This window comes from Desmospora profundinema, from assembly GCF_031454155.1.
Classification (GTDB): domain Bacteria; phylum Bacillota; class Bacilli; order Thermoactinomycetales; family DSM-45169; genus Desmospora; species Desmospora profundinema.
This window is the reverse complement of the sequence record NZ_JAVDQG010000001.1, coordinates 256,791-275,958: the sequence shown is the minus strand read 5'-3', so window position 1 is coordinate 275,958 and position 19,168 is coordinate 256,791. Positions and strand designations below refer to the sequence as shown.

The following is a 19,168-nucleotide window of genomic DNA, read 5'->3' as shown; positions in this document are numbered from 1 at the left end:
ACGGTGCACTACCAGTATATCCTATTTTGAGAGCGGCGGTTGATCTCCTATCTCCACAGACAAGCCTGATTGAGCCACCCACACTCTCCCCGTAAAAAACGCCTGTGCCTCTCTTTCGATCTCCTTCGGATCATACCCCGGAAACCAATGGGTGATCATCAGCGCATGGGCCCCAATTCGGGTCGCTGCCTCGGCCGCCTCACGCACCGAATGATGGGCCATTGGAGCAACCGGTTTGTCCCGATGCAAATACGTTCCCTCACAGATGAACAGATCCGGCCCCTCTGTCATCTGGTTCCAGTCGGTGGCCAATCCGGCATCCGCCCCGAAGAGAATCGTGCCTTCTTTGGATTGGATGACCATCGCGTAACACGGTACTCCATGATCGGTCCGGCACCAGTACACACTCCATCCGTCTTCTTCCCGCCGATCCCCGTCTTTGATCTCCTGAATCTGGACAGCCTGGTGATAAGGGAGACGATCCCCCCACTCCCGCGGCACAAGCGGCGTTCGGACCGGCAGCGGATGGGAACGCCACCCCAATCGAAGCGATGTCTGGACCGCATACTGCAATACAAAAAAATCGGCGATATGATCATGGTGAAGATGGGAAAGCCACACTTCATCCAAATCATCGGGACGGATGATGGACCCTAATTGTGCCAGCACCCCGCTGCCACAGTCGACTAAAATGTTTTTTCCCGAAATCTGAAGGAGATAACCGGATGTAGCCCCGCCTGCTCCCGGATAAGGCGAATGACACCCCAACACGGTCCACTTCAATTGGCTTTGCCTCCATCTTTATCTTTGATTGTACCTGATTCTCTCTTCTTTCATCATAAGCTGTTAAAGAGAGAAAACATCCGCTTTCCTCGAGGAAAGCGGATGACTCTTCATGCGAATTCAGCCACCAGTTGATCAAATGCTTCCTTCGGCAACTTCGTGTCCTGTTTGGCCAACGGGGTTTCCTTGAATCCGGGAATCAGTTCTTCGTAGCTTTTCCGTTCCTTGTTCTGATAGATGAGCCCGGTCACCAAGCCGCCGGTTTCCATCAACTTCTGCATGGCGGCCATCCGGTTGGAGGGATCGTAGGCCGCGTCCTCCTCCAGGTTGGTAAGATGCTCTTTGAACCAATCATAGGTGTTGATCTTATTATAGGTGACACAGGGGCTGTATACATTGATCAAGGAGAAGCCTTTATGCTTCAATCCTTCCTCGATCAGGCGGGTCATCTGTTTTAAATCGCTGGAAAAAGCCTGGGCTACAAAACCCGCCCCCGCTGTCAACGCCATCTCCAATGGTGCGATGGTGGCCTCAATGGAACCTTTTGGCGTGCTTTTTGTCTTAAAGCCCATATCGCTGCGGGGGGAAGTCTGTCCTTTGGTCAGCCCGTAAACCTGGTTATCCATCACGATGTAGGTGATATCCACATTTCGGCGGATCGCGTGAATCGTGTGCCCCAAACCGATGGCAAAACCGTCGCCGTCACCGCCGGCGGCCACCACTGTCAAATCGCGATTGGCCAGTTTTAACCCCTGTGCGATCGGGAGGGCCCTTCCATGGATGCCGTGGAAACCGTAAGCGTTCATATAGCCGGAAATACGACCGGAGCAGCCGATGCCCGACACCAAGACCACGTCTTCCGGCTCCAGCCCCTGGTTGGCAAAGGCCCGCTGCATGGCAGCCAGTACGGAAAAATCACCGCAGCCGGGACACCAGTTGGGTTTTACTTTGTTGCGGAACTCTTTAAACGTGGCCATGAACCAACAGCTCCTTACAATGGTTGTAAATTTCCGCAGGCAGGAACGGGTTGCCGTCGTATTTGCCGACATGGACAATTTTCTCTCCCATACCCACATGCAGTTTTAAGAGATTGGCCAACTGCCCCGTGGCGTTGTTTTCCACCACGATGACCCGTTTGGCTTTCTCCACCAACGGCTTTACCGCCTCCTCCGGGAACGGGAGTACTTGCCGGATGTGCAGGTGGTTCGCCTTGATCCCATCTTTTCCTAATCGTTCCAACCCTTCTTGAATGACACCCCGGGTGGAATTGATCCCGACAATCAACAGATCCGGTTCATCGTGGCGAACGTCTGCATAAACGGGATCCTGGAAGTCGATGCCGTCCGCCAGCTTTTGCAAACGTTTCTCCATCATCTTCTTACGGTTGAGTGGGTTTTCCGACGGACGGCCGGTTTCATCGTGTTCCACCCCGGTCACATGGTGCAAGCCGTTTTTCACTCCCGGCAATACCCGCGGGGAAATGCCGTCTTCCGTCTGTTCATACCGTTTAAACAGCTGGGAGTTTTCCAACTCTTCCAACCCGTCGGCATCGGTGATCCATTTACCGCGATCGATCTCGATTCGGTCATAGTTGAGTGGTTCCACGGTCTGTTTCCCGAGCGAAACCGCCAGATCGGATAGAATGATAACGGGGCATTGATAGCGGTCTGCCAGATTAAACGCCTGGATCGTATCGTAAAAACACTCCTCCGCCGTGCTGGGAGCAATCACAATCTTAGGAATCTCCCCGTGGGTGGAGTAGATCATCGCATTGAGATCGCTCTGTTCCTGTTTCGTGGGAAGACCGGTGCTGGGGCCCCCCCGTTGCGTATTAACGATGACAGCCGGTGTTTCGGTCATACCTGACAGTCCGATGGCTTCTGTCATCAGGGAGAGTCCCGGACCGGCAGATGCCGTCAGGGCCCGCACTCCGCCGTAATTGGACCCGATCACCATAGAGATCGCAGCGATTTCATCTTCGGTTTGAACCACGGTACCACCGAAGTGGGAAAGTTTCTTGATGAGATATTCCATGATTTCTGAAGAAGGAGTGATCGGATAGGCAGCCATCAAGCGGGCACCGGCGGCAATCGCCCCCAAAGCAATCGCATCGTTTCCGATCATATAAAGGCGCTTTTTGCCATCGGAAGGTTCCAGCTTCAATCCCTCAAGGGATCCCCCGGTTTCTTGCAGGACTGTATCAGCCCCTGCCTGGATGGCTTTCATATTTTTATCCACCACTTGCTGACCCTTCCGTGAGAATTTCTCTTCAATCACCTCTTGAAATGCGTGAAGAGGAAGGCTCAACAACGCACTGGAAGCACCAACGGCCACCATGTTTTTCATTTGGGCCAAACCCACATCCTGTGCGATCTTGGTAAATGGAATGGATATCAGACGTGCGGAGACACCCTCCGGAACTTGGGGCTTAAACTTTTCATCCGCCAGAATAACGCCGCCGTCATGAAGCTCATGTGCATTTAGGTCGATGGTTTCCTGGTCGAAAGCGACCAGTACATCCAAATCGTCAGATACAGCCCGGATCGGGCGGATGCTGATCCGGATCTTGGTGTTTGAATGGCCCCCTTTGATACGGGAAGAAAAATGCCGGTAGCCATAAAGATAGTATCCCATGCGATTCAACGCAGTGGAAAAAATTTCACCGGTGCTGTCAATCCCTTCCCCTTGTTGGCCGCCCACTTTCCACGAAAGCTGCTTGATCACTGAACTCATCTCCTTTGAATCTTCCCTAACGCAAACCAGGCTGCCCCGGGCTCCTGTTTCGCCCAATCGATTTATTCCGAACTTCGCAGGTGTTTGTTTCGATCTCCCCAACCCGGGTACCGGCCGCTCTTCTATCACTCGTTACCGAAGCGGCCCGACAGCAACCGCCGTCGGGCACTATTCGGCGGAATGTTTCGCCATCATCACAAAGCGAGACCTAGGAACGAAAGTGACTAAGGCGAAGACTTGTGCTCATGAGTGCAAAGCGAGACTTTGGAACGAAATGATCGAGGTAGAGCTTGCAACGGTACCCGAACACCCGTTCGGATGAATGATGCTTCGAAAATCTTATCATTGTCAATTCTAGACCCCTTTTTCGTAAAAAGCAACCGCCATACTATGGTTCAAGATAACGACATCTGGAGAAAAAACGACCTGGCTTCTCACCAATGTTTTAAAAGAAACCGGCGGAAGTTATCCCGCTGCCAGCCGATACGGAGGTGTTCCGGATAGCGCTCAGCCAAACGCTCTTCTAAATAGGATAAGTCTTTCGTATTCGCCAGACCGGGAACCTTTTGATCGATCCCGTCAAAATCGGATCCAAAGACAATCTGCCTTGAAGCCCCCAGGTCCAACAGATGGTCCAGATGACGAAAAAGATCGTTCAACCGGACTTGATCCGGATCGGAATGAAGAAACTTGGGTACAAAGGTGAGCCCGATTAAACCATCCCGTTCAATCAAAGCCCGAATCTGATCATCATCCAGATTGCGCGGATGCGGACAAAGAGTCCGGCAGTTGGAATGCGAGGCCAGCACCGGCACGTCGGTTTGATCCATTACTTCCCAGAAACCGCGCACCGACAGGTGCGAGACATCGAGAAACTGACCGAAGCGTCCCATCTCCCTTACAAACAAGCGGCCAAACCGGGTCAACCCTCCTCCCCGTTCCTCTTCGATTCCGTCAGCCACTTCATTGGCATGATTCCAAGTCAGGCCCACCATGCGTACACCAAGACGATGCAGCAACCGCAAATGGAGCAGCTCTCCCTGGATGGCATCCGCCCCTTCCAGAGAAAGAAAGGCACCCAAACGTCCGTCCATCCCTAACTGCTCCACATCATTCCGGTCCAGGACAGGAAAAACCAATCTTTCGTCTTTCACCACACCTTCATAAAAGCAATCCACCTGCGCCAACGCGGTTTCCCAGCTGTGGGCCCTTGACACGTCCGGCGGCACGAATATGGCAAACACCTGCATCCCGACGCCCGCTTCGCGTATACGGGGAAGGGTGACATCCAGTTTTGGTCCATCTTCATAAAAAGAAAGCCCCGGCTCCCTCCACAATTTGGACAACACGTCACAATGCCCGTCGATCCATCGCATCCAGTTGTCCTCCTTCATATAAAAACAAAAGAAAACCTGTTTATATCCATAAACAGGTTTACATATGTCTGTTCAGCCCTCAGCGGGGTTCCACGATCAACTTGATGGCCGTGCGTTCCTCCCCATCGATCATAATGTCAGTGAATGCCGGAATGCAGATCAAGTCGATGCCACTGGGTGCTACAAACCCTCTCGCAATTGCAACCGCCTTCACGGATTGGTTGAGTGCGCCTGCTCCGATCGCTTGGATTTCGGCGTTTCCACGCTCACGCAGGACACCGGCCAGCGCACCAGCGACGGAGTTCGGGTTGGACTTTGCTGAAACTTTTAATACTTCCATGTCAGTGACCTCCTCGATGGTTTGGACTGAGTCCACTGCTAATATATTCGGCAATCTTTTATAAATTCCTTCTAATCAGGAACTAGCTGGGGAAAAGTTCCTGTGAAACACTCATTTTTTCCTGTGTGATCGACAAGAAACCCGGGGAACATACCCTTCTGTCATTCAAACGACATCCACTGCACGAGGAGCCCACGGGACCACACAGGCGAGGGAGAATCATACCTGCCAGAGGGGATGGGTCATTCCACCTATTTTCTTATTCCACCTGCGGTAGCCCGTGAATCCTGCTCAGGACCCGTCAATCGAACCAAGGGTTGTCATCGTCGATGCGAATACGCCGGATGGATTGGGCCTGTCCCGTTTTATCATCAATGTCGATCAAGACTGCATTCACCTGATTGGGCCCTTGCGCCACTTCAAAACGGACCGGCAGCTGAGTCCAGAACCTTTTCAGCACCAAGTCCTTATCCATCCCCAATACGGCATCCCGGGGTCCGACCATGCCCACATCAGTGAGAGTGGCCGTTCCCCCCGGCAGGATCCGTTCATCTCCGGTCTGGACATGAGTATGAGTACCGATCACGGCTGATACCCGCCCATCCAAATGCCAAGCCATCGCCTGCTTCTCAGAAGTGGTCTCCGCATGAAAATCCACCAGTACCGGAGTTCCTGCTTTGACACCGGAAAGCAGGGCATCCACCCGTCGAAAGGGACAATCCAAAGTGGATAAAAATGAACGGCCCATCAAATTGATCAAAACAAGCTCCCGCCCTTGGTTCAAGGGTAGTCGGGTCATCCCCAGGCCAGGAGTTCCCTCGGGAAAGTTGGCCGGACGAATAACCCGTTCTTCCTGATCGATAAAGTCGAAGATTTCTTTTTTATCCCAGGTGTGATTTCCCAATGTAATCCCATCCAGGCCTGCATTCAGGAATTCCCTTACAATCGGGCGGGTGATGCCCCTGCCGTCAGCGGCATTCTCCCCATTGACCACGATGGCGTCGGGATGGAAGGAGCGTTTCAAGCGGGGAAGGTAAAACAGCAGCGCTTCCCGCCCCGGACGACCTACCACATCCCCAAACATCAACACTCGCATCTTTCATCCTCCATTTTGAGCGAGCCCTTCCAATTGTCGTCCTGGAAGAGCGAGCCCAAGGATATAGTCCATACGTTACAGGAACCCGGTCGGTGTTACCGTCTTCGTTTCGTTGCAACCGTAAAGACTCTGCCGGCATACCGACTCTCCTGTGAGTTTTTTTAGATATAAATGACCCAAACACTGGGTCGGGCAACACCCGCCTTGGTGATGGTCCTTAAGGTAAAAAAATAAAGCGGCGACAGGGCCGCTTTATTTTGCATATTCAACCGCACGTGTTTCCCGAATCACTGTCACTTTGATATGCCCAGGGTAATCCAGTTGGTTTTCGATCTGTTTTTTGATGTCACGGGACAGTTTGACCGATTCGCTGTCAGAGATCTCTTCAGGGCGAACCATGATCCGAACTTCGCGACCTGCTTGGATGGCGTACGATTTCTCCACACCATCGAAGGATTCACAGATCTCCTCCAATTTTTCCAGACGTTTGATGTAAGCTTCCAGAGTTTCTCTCCGGGCGCCGGGACGTGCTGCAGACAATGCGTCGGCAGCACCCACCAGCACGGCGATGACACTGGTTGCTTCCACATCCCCGTGGTGCGACGCGATCCCATTGATCACGGCAGGGTGCTCATTATATTTTTTACCCAATTCAATCCCAATTTCAACATGGGAGCCTTCCACTTCATGGTCAATCGCTTTCCCAATGTCATGCAACAGTCCCGCCCGCTTGGCCAAGTGGATGTCTTCGCCCAACTCAGCTGCCAATAAGCCGGCCAAATGGGCCACTTCCATGGAATGCTTCAACACATTTTGGCCGTAGCTGGTACGAAACTTCAACCGTCCCAGAATCTTGATCATATCCGGGTGCAAACCGTGAACACCGGTCTCAAAAGTGGCTTGTTCCCCGTATTCTCGAATCCGTTCGTCCACTTCCCGGCGGGATTTTTCCACCATTTCTTCGATGCGTGCCGGATGGATCCGCCCGTCCGCCACCAGTTTTTCCAAAGCGACACGAGCCACCTCGCGGCGGATGGGGTCAAATCCGGACAGGATCACCGCTTCCGGTGTATCATCGATGATCAGATCGATCCCGGTAAGGGTCTCCAAGGCACGGATATTCCGTCCTTCTCGGCCAATGATCCGCCCCTTCATCTCATCGTTGGGCAGCGTCACCACGGAAACAGTCGTTTCCGCCACATGGTCGGCTGCACACCGCTGGATGGCCAAAGAAAGGATGCTGCGTGCCCGTTTGTCCGCTTCCTCCAGGGCTTGGCTCTCCATTTCTTTGATCAATTGAGCGGTTTCATGCCGCATCTCATTTTCCACTTTGGACAGGATCAACTGCTTGGCTTCTTCAGAAGTGAGGCCGGACAGTCGCTCCAGTGCTTCCACCTGCTCCCGGTACAAGGATTCAATCTTCCGCTCCTTCTCTTGTATGCGGTTTTCCCGGCGGGAGAGGCCCTCTTCTCTCTTCTCCTGTGATTCCTGCTTTCGATCCAGAGTCTCTTCCTTCTGCATCAGGCGTCGTTCCAGACGCGCAAGATCATTGCGTTGCTCCCGGATTTCCCGTTCCGCTTCCGTACGTAGGCGATGCGCTTCATCCCGGGCTTCCAGGACCTGTTCCCGCTTTAATGCTTCCGCATCGTGGCGGGCTTTATCCATGATCTGTTCCGCCTCTTTTTCCGCGCTTCCGATGTGGGCTTCCGCCGTCAATTTTCGAATCCAATAGCCAGCGGCCAACCCCGCTCCGGATCCCAGGAGGAACAGGAGTAACCATGACAGGAAGTCAGCCATTGATCGCTACCCACCTCCCCCCTTTTCACATGTACAAAACAAGACCGAATCCATTCGGTCCGTAAAAACATCCGCTCATTTTCCGGCGGAACCGGCCGGATTTCATGGGTAAAAGGATGGTAGAGCCGAGTCACCCTCAAAAAGCTCCACACCCGTTTGAACACGGGCAAAACATTAGTCAAGAAAACATCCCTCATCCAACCATATGAAGGATGAAGGATGCACTCCAATTGTAATCTTTAACCTGTCCTATTGTCAAGAAGACCCATAGGCCGGACCCGCGTCTGTCCTGCGGCCAGCGTCACTTCAAAAGCCTGATCGGCCCCTTCCGTCAAATGGTTGTTGTGTGTGACCAAGATCACTTGCCGGCCGAACATCTCCGCTGCGGATTTTAAAAACTCCAGCATGGGAACCACATATTCGGAACTTACATGTTTGCCCGGCTCATCCAGAATCAAGGGACCCTCCGGGCGGGGACGGAACGTCTCCATCATCGCCACTCGGAGCGCCAGAGAGGTGATATCTACGATGCCTCCGCCGCGGGCTTCCTGAGGCTTGGTTTTGACCGGAGTTCCCTCCCAATCCGTCACCACGAAAAACTCGGCAATCGGTTTCCCCCCATGATCGGACAGCTCGATTTCAAAGCGGAACAGCGGACCGAATACATACTGCAAGGCGTTAGTAACCAACCCTTCCAACTGCGCCTTGGCCTGGATACGGGCATGTTCCGCTGATTCCTGCAAAAGTACTTTTACCCGGTCAAATAAATCCCGCTTCTTTTCCGCTTCCGCCAAACGCGTGAATGCCTCATTTTGCAGCCGTTCCAGTTGATCCCGGCGCGTCTGGCGCACCAAAGCCTCCTCGCGGGCCTGGGCCAACGCTTCCCCCAGCCTTTGAAGCTTCTCAGTCCGATTGGTCATCACGGATCAGCTCCCGTGGCAGTAGAGACCAAGCTTCCTGGATTCCCTGCTCGATTTCCCGCTCCAACCGGGCGATCTCCTCGTCCAATTGTTCCGGCTCCACTCCGAGTTCCCGCAATTCTCCCAGGATCTCCTTCTCCTGCCGTTCCAGGTCTTCCAAACGCACTTCCGCTTTATAGCGGAGGTTTTTGGCCTCATCCAGTTTGGCCTTCATCTCTTTGATTCTCTGTTCCAGCTGCTGCACGACTCCACCCTCCCCCCACTTCTTCCATGATGTGCTCTACCACATCTCCGTTCACCGGAGACCCACAGGTGGGACAGCGACCCAGGCGGCGAAACGCATCCACCAGCAATCGAACCCCTGTCTCCATCTCTTCTTCTTTTTGCCGTCGGAACTTCTTTCCTTCCGACAAACGGCGACGAAGATCCGTCAGGCGGTCTGAAGCCCCCCGTAACGTCCGAAGGCGCTCCATATCCGCCGTAATCCGTTCCATCTCTTTGGCTGGCAGATGCTCCGTTCGCTTTATCCATCCTTCCCAGTTGCGCCGGGTGCGGGACAATTGCTTAAGACGCGGAGATAGCCGTTCCAACTTACGCAATCGCTGCAGCCGCTCCTCCCATGCGTCCACCGATATCGCATCCGCCTGTTTGGCCTCATCACGAAGACGGATTAACCCTTCCCGTTCACGCAAGATGGTTGAATGGCGTTCCCGCAACTCGACCCATGAAGCCAAACGGCGGACGGCTTCACCCAGATCCTGCAGCCCTAACTCCGCCTCTTCACACCGGGCCGTTTCCTTCAATACTTTTTCCGTCCGCTCCCGTTCCCGCCGGTGGTCGTGAAACTGCCGCCGGATCCGGAGCAATTCCTTTGTCCGCCGCAATCCTTCTTCCATCCCCGTCAAACGGCTTTCCAGCATGGGAAGGGACTCCAGTGAATCCAATTGTCGCCTCGTCTTTTTCTTTTTTTCTTTGCATAGGGCCCACGATTCACGCAAATGGAGGAGTCGGTTTAGGACTTCCTCCTTCTTTTTCGCCTCAGCATACCGGCTTTCTGACTGAGCCAGCACTCTAACCTGTTCTGGAAGGGGCGCGTACGGCTTAAGAGCCTCATCCAATCGTTCCACTTCCCGGCTGAGGTGACGCATCTCAACCGCCAGGTTTTTCTGGTCCTTGGCCGTCGACTGCAGAGCTAAATCGATGAGATGGGCCCCGCTGACCCGGCCGATCGATTTCGCTTTCACTCCCCCTGTTTCCGAAAGGAGAAACGGTCCTTCCAACTGTGTGCCAAATTGAGCCGGCAAATTCCAATCGGTATCCATTTTAAGAGGATGCATCCCGTGAGCCTCCATCACTTCCAGAGGAACATTCCCCCCAAAACCTTCAAACACCCGCTCGTTTCCGTCCGGATCACGAAGGGTATACCGATTGACGGATGGGGATCGTTCCCTTACGATGGTGACTCCATCAGTCAAGGTGAGGGCGACGCGGCACCGGTCTTTTCCCGCCCGGATGAAGTCGCTTCCCCGCGGCTGGTTGTACAGAAGCCAGCGCAGTGCCCGCAGGATAGCGCTTTTCCCGCTGTCCGAGGGACCTACGAATACATTGAGACCGTCGGTTAAGTCGATCTCCGTCCGACCGTGGGATTGAAAGTTTTCAATCACCACCCGTTGGAATCCCTTCACCCGTCCTCTCCTCCTTCCCCTGCCAAGCGCTCCTGGGCAACGGCGATCCGACGCATCGCCTCCGCTTTTACCTCATCGTCGATCCCTTCCAGTCGAGCGATCTCCTCCACGATGTCCAGAATGCCAATTCCCTTGAAATCCCCGGCGGCCCGTACTTCCTGAACGAATGAGGCCATTTTTTCCTCCCGGTATGCCGCCTTTTCCAAATAGGAGCGATCCAACACCATCTCCCCGGGAGAAGCGCAGGTGATGGGGAGAAAGCGGACATCCACACGGTCTCCAAAGGAAAGCAGCACCACCTGGGGCAACCGCTTCATCTCCGAGGGATGATTGTTGATCCGGGCTAATGCACCGGGATTGATAATGTATCGTCCATCCCGGTGCTGCAAGGGAAAACCGGCATGGTAATGCCCCGTCAACAACACGTCCACATCTTCATACCAGAGCTGGTTCACCATGGTGTGGGCCACCCCTTCCGGCAACGCTCGATCCACCGCCATCCCGTGCACCATATGTACCGCGTAATCCGCTTCGACGCTTTTCTCCACCCGGTAGTCCTCCGCGGGGTCCCGCTTGTCCAGTTGATAGTGAAACGGCTGACCCGTCACCTGAACCGCTATTCCCTGCTGCCGCACCCAAGCCCGCTGACCCGGATGCAACAGACGAATCACTCCGAATGCATCCAGAAGACCCAACATGGATCGATTCACCGTATCGGGATTGTGGCCGTAGATGTCGTGGTTACCGGCAATGGTGTAAAGCGGAACCTTCAATTGACGCAATATCCGGGCAAACTCCCGTACCACCGCCGGGGAGATATCCGGTCTGTCAAACAGATCCCCCCCATGGAGAACGGCATCTACCCGTTCCCGGCGGGCGATTTCCACCACTTCCGCCAGTTTCTCCCGCAGCGTTCCCACAAAATCATCCACCCGGCTGCGGGGAGCCGTTCCCCTGATATGGGTATCGGTCACATACAAGAGACGGACCATGGCTTCACTCCTCTTCTCCTTGGTGTCGCGCCTGTAGCTCCCGCAGCACCGGATAAACCCTTGAAGCAGGAAAGCCCCGCCTCAACAAATACTGGCCCAGGCGGCGTTCCACCGTGGGCCAGGAGTATCGGCGGAGTCGGGCGTACCGCTTTTCCGCCACTTCCCGGATCCGGGACTCTTCATCCCCCTCCAGCCGAAGCAAAGCCTCTTCGATCCATTCCGGAGAAATCCCCTTTTGCTCCAGCTCCTGCCGCAACAGGAGAGGGCCGTAACCCTTTCGTCTGCTTCGTTCCTCTACCCATTCCCGAGCAAAACGGCGATCATCCAGGTATCCCTCTCGTTTCATACGGGAGAGGACGGACGCGATATGACGGGAAGCAAATCCTTTTCCAGTCAAATGCCGTTCCACTTCCGCTGTTGTACGAGGGCGGATTCCCAGGAAGCGCAGGGCGGCTTGATTCGCCTTGTTGGCTTCTTCCTCTTCCAAGATGGCTTTCCATTCATCGGGATCCACTTTCATCCCTTTGGACAGGGCGAATCGGACCAGCACATCTTCATGAACAGCCAGCCGGTATTCACCGTCGATGTGGATATTGTAACGGGGCGCCCCGCTCTTTTGTCTCTCAATGCGCGTGATCGTTCCCGTCTCCATCGGTGTTCGACCCTTCCTTTATCCATCAGTTTATTCTTTCAAATCCAGGGAGAGCGTTTCCGTATCCTCTTTCTTTTTCTTGCTCTTCGGCTCTTCCGCCGGTTCTTCTTCCGGTGACACACTCAAGTTGAAATGCTCCCGGATCTTGTTTTCGATACGGCGAGACACCTTGGGGTTTTCCTTAAGGAATTGCTTGGCGTTTTCCCGCCCTTGGCCCAATCGGTCCCCGTCAAAGGAATACCAGGCACCGCTCTTTTTCACCACATCCAGGTCACTGCCGATATCCAGAATGCTTCCTTCCCTTGAGATGCCTTCTCCGTACATGATATCCACTTCCGCCTGCTTGAAGGGTGGGGCCACCTTGTTCTTCACCACTTTGATCCGGGTGCGGTTCCCCACCATTTCATTTCCTTGCTTGATCGTCTCGGCGCGGCGCACTTCCAGTCTGACACTGGAGTAAAACTTGAGGGCGCGGCCGCCGGGAGTGGTCTCCGGATTGCCGAACATCACCCCGACCTTTTCCCGGATCTGGTTGATAAAGATCGCGATCGTTTTGGATTTGCTGATCGCACCGGAAAGCTTCCGCAACGCCTGAGACATGAGACGGGCCTGCAAACCGACGTGAGAATCCCCCATCTCCCCTTCGATCTCCGCCTTGGGTACCAGTGCGGCCACCGAGTCAATGACAATGATATCGATGGCGCCACTACGCACCAGCGCTTCGGCGATTTCCAATGCTTGCTCTCCTGTATCGGGCTGAGAGAGTAACAACTCGTCGATGTTAACTCCCAACTTCTCCGCATATACCGGATCCAGGGCGTGTTCGGCATCGATAAAAGCCGCTTGTCCTCCCTCTCGCTGCACCTCGGCGATGGCATGGAGTGCCACGGTCGTTTTACCGGAAGATTCCGGTCCATACACTTCGATAATCCTGCCCCGAGGATAACCGCCGATTCCCAATGAAATATCCAGGGCCAACGCTCCGCTGGAGATCGTCTCCACCTGGTGGGTGCCGCCCTCGCTCATCTTCATGATCGAACCTTTTCCGAATTGCTTTTCAATCTGTCTCAAGGCCATATCTAATGCCTGACGGCGTTCGGACATGTCTGGACCACTCCTTCGTCCCTTTGGATACCCCCATCATACCGTGTTTTCAGATCTGTGCCAAGATCATTTACGAACATTTATTCGATTGTTTGTCTGCTGTCTTTTACGAACCAGACCATTATGTTAGAGTAGGATTATGATCGTAAGATAAGGGAAACAAAAGAATGAGCTGAACAGGATGGGTACAAGAGCTGCCTGATCATTCCATTTTCCGTGTAAATGCGGGAAGGGTGGTGCAGCTCTGTCACCCCTAAGAATGGATCAACACACCTTCATAAAGGAGTGCGAAGAAATTGGATAAAGAAAAAATCCAGGATGAAGTGATGGAAGCCCTGGAAACCGTGGAAGATCCGGAACTTCATATTGATATTGTCAACCTCGGCTTGGTTTACGACGTAGAAGCCGATGATGAGGGCAATGTCAAAGTAACCATGACCCTCACCGCCATGGGTTGCCCCTTGGCCGGGATGATTAACGAGATGGTGACTGCCGCCTGCAAATCCGTCGATGGCGTCAAGGACGTAGAAGTGAACATCGTCTGGAACCCCCCGTGGTCTAAGGACCGTATGTCCCGCTATGCCAAAATGGCTTTGGGCATTCACTAAAGGTCAAGCCCGCTAATGATCACCCGCTTACAGGAGAAAAAGCGGAACAAAAAACCGGCGCCCGTTTCATCTAGGCGTCGGTTTTTTGTTTTTGTATCAGTTGCGATTGCGGGGGCGGGCCGGTTCCAGGTTTACCCGGGCCCCGTTGATCTTCGTTTGGCGGAGAGCTTCAAATACAAAGGGAGCCGCTTCATCCGGCACTTCCACAAAGGAGAACCGGTCGTAGATGTTAATGCGCCCCACCTTCTTGGGATGAATCCCCGATTGTTCCGCGATCGCTTTCACCAATTCAGGGGGACGAATGTTGGCATTGCGACCCACATTGATAAAGAAGCGAACCATTCCCGGAGATGCACCGGTTTCGCCGAAGTCATAGACGGCATCGTTACCGGAGGTGAAGCGGTCGGCAAATGCCATCTGCAGAGCCGCAACCGCCACTTTTTCAGGGTCATACTTAGCCGTCAGCGCCTCCACCATCTCCTGGAAGATGGAAGCCGGATCATCGGATTGGATAATCTCCTCCAACTGCTCCGTCAGCACCTGCTGCTGCCGTTCGGCCACCTCTTCCAAACTGGGCAGCTCACGGTTGGTCAAACGGTCACCGATTTCAATCTCGATGGATCGCAATTGTTTCATCTCACGAGGTGTCACCAGCGTCAAAGCGATCCCGGTCCTGCCAGCGCGGCCCGTACGTCCGATCCGATGGACATAGCTTTCCGAATCCTGCGGGATGTCATAGTTGATCACATGGGAGATATTGCCCACATCGATCCCCCGTGCAGCCACATCCGTTGCCACGAGCAATTCCACGTCTCCACGGCGGAATGCGTTCATCACCCGGTCCCGCTGCTGCTGGGCCATGTCCCCATGTAAACCGCCTGCCAGATACCCGCGGGCCGTCAGTGCTTCTGCCAGTTCGTCCACACCTTTTTTGGTCCGGCAAAACAAGATACCCTGGCTCACTTCCTCACTGTCCAGGATCCGACACAGGGACTCCAGCTTCGCGTTTTCCAACACCTTGTAGTACACCTGCTCAATCACCGGGGCTGTCACTTCCCCCCGACTTACGGTGATATAGCGGGGTTTACGCATGTATTTTTGTGCCAGTTGGCGGATTCCCTGAGGCATGGTTGCCGAAAAGAGCAACAACTGACGGGATTCCGGAAGAAATTTCATCACGGCTTCAATATCATCGATGAAACCCATGTCCAGCATTTCATCGGCTTCATCCAACACCATGATCTCTACATCATCTAGTTTCAAAGTCCCCCGGCGCAGATGGTCCAACATGCGGCCGGGTGTCCCGATCACGACATGGACTCCCTGCTTTAATGCCTTAATTTGCCGGCCGATGGATTGACCGCCATAGATCGGAAGCGTAATCACCCGTTTGGAACGGCCGATTTTACGAAGCTCTTCAGAGACCTGAATGGCCAACTCCCGCGTCGGTGCAAGAACCACGCTTTGCACCTGGCGTCGGCGTATATCAACGTGGTCCAGGAGCGGAATCCCAAAGGCGGCCGTTTTGCCGGTACCGGTCTGCGCTTGACCGATGACATCCTCTCCCCGAAGAACAGCGGGAATACATTCCGCCTGGATGGGAGAAGGTTCTTCAAACCCCATCTCGCGGACTCCTTTTAAAATGGAAGAATCCAGTTGGAAAGACTCAAAATTCATCGCGTCGTTTCACCTTTCTTTAAACGTTCTAGTAGAATAAACAAAGCATGCTTGGCAGCCCAGATCTGAATTTTTTCCCTGGAACCCCGCAGGGACAAGCGGTGCACGCTTGTCTGACGCCCCTTTTCCGCGATTCCCAGATAAACCAAACCTACAGGCTTCCCCTCGGCGGGATCGGGCCCCGCCACACCGGTAACACTGATGCCCCAGTCCGCATCCAGTCGATCCATCGCACCCTTCGCCATTGAACGGGCAACGGATTCACTGATCGCTCCATCCGTTTCAATCTGTTCTTTTGAAACCCCCAACCATTCATGTTTGGCTTCATCGCTGTAAGTGACGACCCCGCCCGGAAATACACTGCCAGCACCGGGGACGGATGTAAGCATCCGGGCGATCAGACCGCCCGTACAACTCTCCGCCACTGCAAGCGTGTTCCCTTTTTCGGCCAGTGCCCGGATCACCACCACTTCCAATGTGTCGTCATCCACACCGTAAAGGTGTTGACCTACCTCGTCCACGATCGTGTCTTTGACAGGTCGGATCAACGTCCACGCCCGCTCGTGATCCGGAGCTTTGGCAGTCAGGCGCACTGTGACCTCCCCTTCTTTCGACAAAGGAGCAATGGTCGGGTTCGCCTGATCGCGAATCATGGGAGCAATCCGCTCCACCAAATGCGACTCCCCGATTCCAAAAAAGCGAAGTACATGGGAAAGAAGCACTTCATTGGACGGGCGCAACCGCTCCAGGAAAACACGCACCTCGTTTTCAACCATCGGGTAAAGTTCCACCGGTGGCCCCGGCAGAAGGATATAAGTAGTTCTTTCATGGGTAACGGCCACTCCTGGAGCGGTTCCGTTGGGGTTGGAGAAAACCGTTCCTCCCGGAAACACCAGTGCTTGTTTGTAATTGGATGGCGGAACCTCCAATCCCCGTTTGGTAAACAGCGTTTCCATCGCTTGTACAGACGGGGGGTGCACAATCAGCTCCAGACCCAACACATCGGCGACCGCTTCCTTCGTCAGGTCGTCCTCGGTCGGACCCAAACCACCAGTGAACAACACCAAATCAGAGCGGGATTGCGCCGTCCGGATTACATCCTTCAATCGCTCCCGATTATCACCAACCGATGTATGGTAATACACATCGATCCCTAGTTCAGACAAAAAGCGTGACAAATACGCAGAGTGGGTATCCACGATCTGTCCCAACAACAGTTCCGTACCCACCGCTACCAATTCGGCCCGCAACCCATCCACCTCTCCTTTTGAGCGAAGCCTCTCCCGCCCTAAAAAGGGCAACCTTGGCGAAGCCCCTTTCGTTTATCGTCCTGAAAGGGAATCCTCTGCACTGTTCACCGCGTTCTGGAAAACCGGATCACTTGTCGGTTTTTAATGAAATAATCGATACCCGACCATACCGTGATCACGACCGCTAACCAGATAAATATCTGGGAAAAAGGAAATGCGATGGAAGAGAAGGGGAAATTGTTCAGCATCAAGGCTGCAATGGCAATAATCTGGACGATTGTTTTTAGTTTGCCCATCCGACTGGCGGCAATGACTTGACCTTCAGCCGCCGCTACCAGGCGCAGACCGGTGACGGCAAACTCGCGGCTGATAATCACAATCGCAATCCACGCATCCAACCGCTGCATCTCCACCAAAGAGATCAAAGCAGCGGAAATCAACAATTTATCCGCCAATGGGTCCAGAAATTTCCCCAAATTAGTGACCAATTTTTTCTTCCGGGCAATATACCCATCCAGACCATCAGTCACAGCAGCCAAGATGAATACAAGGGTGGCGATCAACTCACTGACTGTGATGACGCCTTGCCCCACCTTAATTTGCCCCATATCCACGTTGACCAGAAGGAAAATCATGATCACCGGCACCAAAAAGATGCGGGCAAGGGTGATTTTATTGGCCAGATTCACGTCGGCAAACCTCCCCCCGCGAAATCAAAACACGCCGGATGTTACATGGAATGCCAACACCCCGCGGTCGTTGAGCGCGACGGATCATGTTAAACGGGAGCGGGTGTGGCGACGGGATCGAAGCCAATTTCCCAGCCCCCCCAATAGGGTGCCCCGGTGTCCGGACACCGGAGAGGCAAAACGAGCCCGGCACGCTGGCGGGCTCGGTGGACGCGCACGTTCCCATTTTCGTCATTTCATCCGAAAGTCTTCCCCTATCCTTCCATGGGGGGTCGACGACTTCCCGGGTCAGAGGGAGGAGATCCCCCTCTTCTGAGGCTTCCCGTCAAGGTATAATCCCGAGAACCAATCATTGAACGAGTTTCTTACTCGCCTATTCAATTTCAGCGGTTCCGCACTCAGTGTTTTCATTGTACCCATAAACAGACCGGACTTGCAAGAGGTGAAAGACCTCCCCCGGATCGCGAGACCTGGAAACGAAGTAACAGGCGAGACTTGCACTCGGAAAGTGCACTCATGAAAACAACGCATATCTTTCCAGTTAAAAAAACGGGGAATGGACCCCCGTTTTATCATCTCTTTAATTTCAATTGATACGCTTGCGACTTTTTGGTTTCTGATGTATCAATGACATAATCGTTTACTCTCAATTGCACAAGATCGGGATTTTGAATCAGAAGAGAAATCCACTCCGGGTGTTCAAACGTTTTCGTTTCCCCCGCCGCCAGGTCTGCCTCTTCGGTTACAGCTTCTTTGGGTCCGCCGGCACGATACCGAAACCAAGTGTTCCCTTTGGCTTCCAGCGTCACTTCCACCTGCTCGGCATTCGTAATCTCAAATACATCCCCGAACTCATAGGTTTCAGCGGCTTGAACCAGTTGCACATTCGCTTCGCTGTCTTCTTGATCTTGAGGAGCGGCTTGGACTTTCTGGCCGGATGTTTCTTCTTCCTCTCCCCCTTCGTTACCAAACACATGGAATGCGTAGATGACAGTCGGGATCAAAAGAATAAACACCACCAGAAGAAGCCAGGCATAGGATCGTGAAAAGGTGAAGGGCAGAGAGAAACCTTTCGCCCGCTTTCGCCCTGCTTTTTGGGCGTATCGTTGCCGACGGCTGATAGATGGGAGCGGTGCTGTCTCTTCTTCTCCCTCATCGGAAGCCGTTTGCGTCATTTGATCGTAATATTTCAACAGGGGCATCGGTTGAACACCCAAGTACTCCGCATATGAACGGATAAACGCCCGACCGTAAAAGCTTCCCGGCAGTCGTTGGAAATCTCCCCTCTCAATCGCCTCCAGGTATCGAACCTGAATCTTGGTCTGCTGCTGTACATCTTCCAACGAGAGCCCGGCGCGTTCCCTCGCTGCTCGCAATTGATCCGTCGGATTGGACATGCCGGTTGCCACCTCCTGCGCCTCCTGGGAATCCTCCGGAGACGTCCCGCCAAGCCTCACACTGTGTCT

18 protein-coding genes are annotated in these 19,168 nt (G+C 53.8%); 1 reads left to right on the top strand and 17 read right to left on the bottom strand.

Annotated features, from left to right (window positions below; genetic code table 11):
• Positions 1–21 precede the first annotated feature (21 nt).
• The 13 genes from JOE21_RS01225 to recA form a co-directional block, all read right to left on the bottom strand.
• Positions 22–783 carry an MBL fold metallo-hydrolase gene (locus JOE21_RS01225; protein WP_309861350.1) on the bottom strand — a complete coding sequence of 254 codons (762 nt, stop codon included), beginning with the start codon at positions 781–783 and terminating at the stop codon, positions 22–24.
• A 110-nt stretch (positions 784–893) separates the two neighbouring features.
• On the bottom strand, positions 894–1,760 hold the full coding sequence (locus JOE21_RS01220) for a 2-oxoacid:ferredoxin oxidoreductase subunit beta (protein ID WP_309861348.1): 867 nt from the start codon (positions 1,758–1,760) through the stop codon (positions 894–896).
• Entirely contained in the window at positions 1,747–3,507 is a 1,761-nt protein-coding gene (locus JOE21_RS01215; RefSeq protein ID WP_309861345.1) for a 2-oxoacid:acceptor oxidoreductase subunit alpha, read from the bottom strand. Before JOE21_RS01215 ends, JOE21_RS01220 begins: the two co-directional genes overlap by 14 nt.
• Before the next feature lie 443 nt (positions 3,508–3,950).
• The gene (locus JOE21_RS01210; RefSeq protein WP_309861342.1) at positions 3,951–4,892 is read right to left on the bottom strand and encodes a dipeptidase; all 942 of its coding nucleotides are present in this window, start codon (positions 4,890–4,892) and stop codon (positions 3,951–3,953) included.
• Between the two features lie 79 nt (positions 4,893–4,971).
• Entirely contained in the window at positions 4,972–5,232 is a 261-nt protein-coding gene (locus JOE21_RS01205) for a stage V sporulation protein S (RefSeq protein ID WP_107725654.1), read from the bottom strand.
• 301 nt (positions 5,233–5,533) lie between these two features.
• Positions 5,534–6,328 (bottom strand): TIGR00282 family metallophosphoesterase, encoded by a 795-nt coding sequence (locus tag JOE21_RS01200; RefSeq protein WP_309861335.1) that lies wholly within the window; start codon positions 6,326–6,328, stop codon positions 5,534–5,536.
• A 252-nt stretch (positions 6,329–6,580) separates the two neighbouring features.
• Complete coding sequence (rny, locus tag JOE21_RS01195) at positions 6,581–8,125, bottom strand: ribonuclease Y (protein WP_309861332.1); 1,545 nt, start codon at positions 8,123–8,125, stop codon at positions 6,581–6,583.
• Between the two features lie 239 nt (positions 8,126–8,364).
• The gene (locus tag JOE21_RS01190) at positions 8,365–9,045 is read right to left on the bottom strand and encodes an ATP-binding protein (protein ID WP_309861330.1); all 681 of its coding nucleotides are present in this window, start codon (positions 9,043–9,045) and stop codon (positions 8,365–8,367) included.
• Entirely contained in the window at positions 9,029–9,289 is a 261-nt protein-coding gene (locus tag JOE21_RS01185; protein WP_309861327.1) for a hypothetical protein, read from the bottom strand. Before JOE21_RS01185 ends, JOE21_RS01190 begins: the two co-directional genes overlap by 17 nt.
• The gene (locus JOE21_RS01180) at positions 9,240–10,730 is read right to left on the bottom strand and encodes an AAA family ATPase (protein WP_309861323.1); all 1,491 of its coding nucleotides are present in this window, start codon (positions 10,728–10,730) and stop codon (positions 9,240–9,242) included. The genes JOE21_RS01185 and JOE21_RS01180 overlap by 50 nt, the downstream gene beginning before the upstream one ends.
• Complete coding sequence (locus JOE21_RS01175; protein ID WP_309861320.1) at positions 10,727–11,722, bottom strand: metallophosphoesterase family protein; 996 nt, start codon at positions 11,720–11,722, stop codon at positions 10,727–10,729. Before JOE21_RS01175 ends, JOE21_RS01180 begins: the two co-directional genes overlap by 4 nt.
• 4 nt (positions 11,723–11,726) lie before the next feature.
• Positions 11,727–12,374 (bottom strand): RecX family transcriptional regulator, encoded by a 648-nt coding sequence (locus JOE21_RS01170; RefSeq protein ID WP_309861317.1) that lies wholly within the window; start codon positions 12,372–12,374, stop codon positions 11,727–11,729.
• A 30-nt stretch (positions 12,375–12,404) separates the two neighbouring features.
• Positions 12,405–13,478, bottom strand: a complete 1,074-nt coding sequence (recA, locus tag JOE21_RS01165) for a recombinase RecA (protein WP_309861316.1) — start codon at positions 13,476–13,478, stop codon at positions 12,405–12,407.
• Positions 13,479–13,804: 326 nt separating this feature from the next.
• Between recA and JOE21_RS01160 the strand changes: the two genes are divergently transcribed.
• On the top strand, positions 13,805–14,086 hold the full coding sequence (locus JOE21_RS01160; RefSeq protein WP_374709308.1) for a metal-sulfur cluster assembly factor: 282 nt from the start codon (positions 13,805–13,807) through the stop codon (positions 14,084–14,086).
• Positions 14,087–14,182: 96 nt separating this feature from the next.
• Here JOE21_RS01160 and JOE21_RS01155 read toward each other — a convergent pair whose 3' ends face one another.
• The 4 genes from JOE21_RS01155 to JOE21_RS01140 all read right to left on the bottom strand — a co-directional run bounded on the left by JOE21_RS01155 (position 14,183) and on the right by JOE21_RS01140 (position 19,111).
• A complete protein-coding gene (locus JOE21_RS01155; protein WP_309861310.1) occupies positions 14,183–15,763 on the bottom strand; it encodes a DEAD/DEAH box helicase in 1,581 nt (526 codons plus the stop codon).
• A complete protein-coding gene (locus JOE21_RS01150; RefSeq protein WP_309861307.1) occupies positions 15,760–17,013 on the bottom strand; it encodes a competence/damage-inducible protein A in 1,254 nt (417 codons plus the stop codon). The genes JOE21_RS01155 and JOE21_RS01150 overlap by 4 nt, the downstream gene beginning before the upstream one ends.
• Positions 17,014–17,117: 104 nt before the next feature.
• Complete coding sequence (pgsA, locus tag JOE21_RS01145; protein ID WP_309861305.1) at positions 17,118–17,702, bottom strand: CDP-diacylglycerol--glycerol-3-phosphate 3-phosphatidyltransferase; 585 nt, start codon at positions 17,700–17,702, stop codon at positions 17,118–17,120.
• Positions 17,703–18,274: 572 nt separating this feature from the next.
• Positions 18,275–19,111 carry a helix-turn-helix domain-containing protein gene (locus JOE21_RS01140; RefSeq protein ID WP_309861302.1) on the bottom strand — a complete coding sequence of 279 codons (837 nt, stop codon included), beginning with the start codon at positions 19,109–19,111 and terminating at the stop codon, positions 18,275–18,277.
• Between the last annotated feature and the right edge of the window lie 57 nt (positions 19,112–19,168).

What these genes read in the sequence shown, in the direction of transcription:
- JOE21_RS01220 (WP_309861348.1), bottom strand. Translation starts at nt 1,760, where the DNA reads ATGGCCACGTTTAAAGAGTTCCGCAACAAAGTAAAACCCAACTGGTGT.
- JOE21_RS01210 (WP_309861342.1), bottom strand. Translation starts at nt 4,892, where the DNA reads ATGCGATGGATCGACGGGCATTGTGACGTGTTGTCCAAATTGTGGAGG.
- JOE21_RS01205 (WP_107725654.1), bottom strand. Translation starts at nt 5,232, where the DNA reads ATGGAAGTATTAAAAGTTTCAGCAAAGTCCAACCCGAACTCCGTCGCT.
- JOE21_RS01200 (WP_309861335.1), bottom strand. Translation starts at nt 6,328, where the DNA reads ATGCGAGTGTTGATGTTTGGGGATGTGGTAGGTCGTCCGGGGCGGGAA.
- rny (WP_309861332.1), bottom strand. Translation starts at nt 8,125, where the DNA reads ATGGCTGACTTCCTGTCATGGTTACTCCTGTTCCTCCTGGGATCCGGA.
- JOE21_RS01190 (WP_309861330.1), bottom strand. Translation starts at nt 9,045, where the DNA reads ATGACCAATCGGACTGAGAAGCTTCAAAGGCTGGGGGAAGCGTTGGCC.
- JOE21_RS01175 (WP_309861320.1), bottom strand. Translation starts at nt 11,722, where the DNA reads ATGGTCCGTCTCTTGTATGTGACCGATACCCATATCAGGGGAACGGCT.
- JOE21_RS01170 (WP_309861317.1), bottom strand. Translation starts at nt 12,374, where the DNA reads ATGGAGACGGGAACGATCACGCGCATTGAGAGACAAAAGAGCGGGGCG.
- recA (WP_309861316.1), bottom strand. Translation starts at nt 13,478, where the DNA reads ATGTCCGAACGCCGTCAGGCATTAGATATGGCCTTGAGACAGATTGAA.
- JOE21_RS01160 (WP_374709308.1), top strand. Translation starts at nt 13,805, where the DNA reads ATGGAAGCCCTGGAAACCGTGGAAGATCCGGAACTTCATATTGATATT.
- JOE21_RS01155 (WP_309861310.1), bottom strand. Translation starts at nt 15,763, where the DNA reads ATGAATTTTGAGTCTTTCCAACTGGATTCTTCCATTTTAAAAGGAGTC.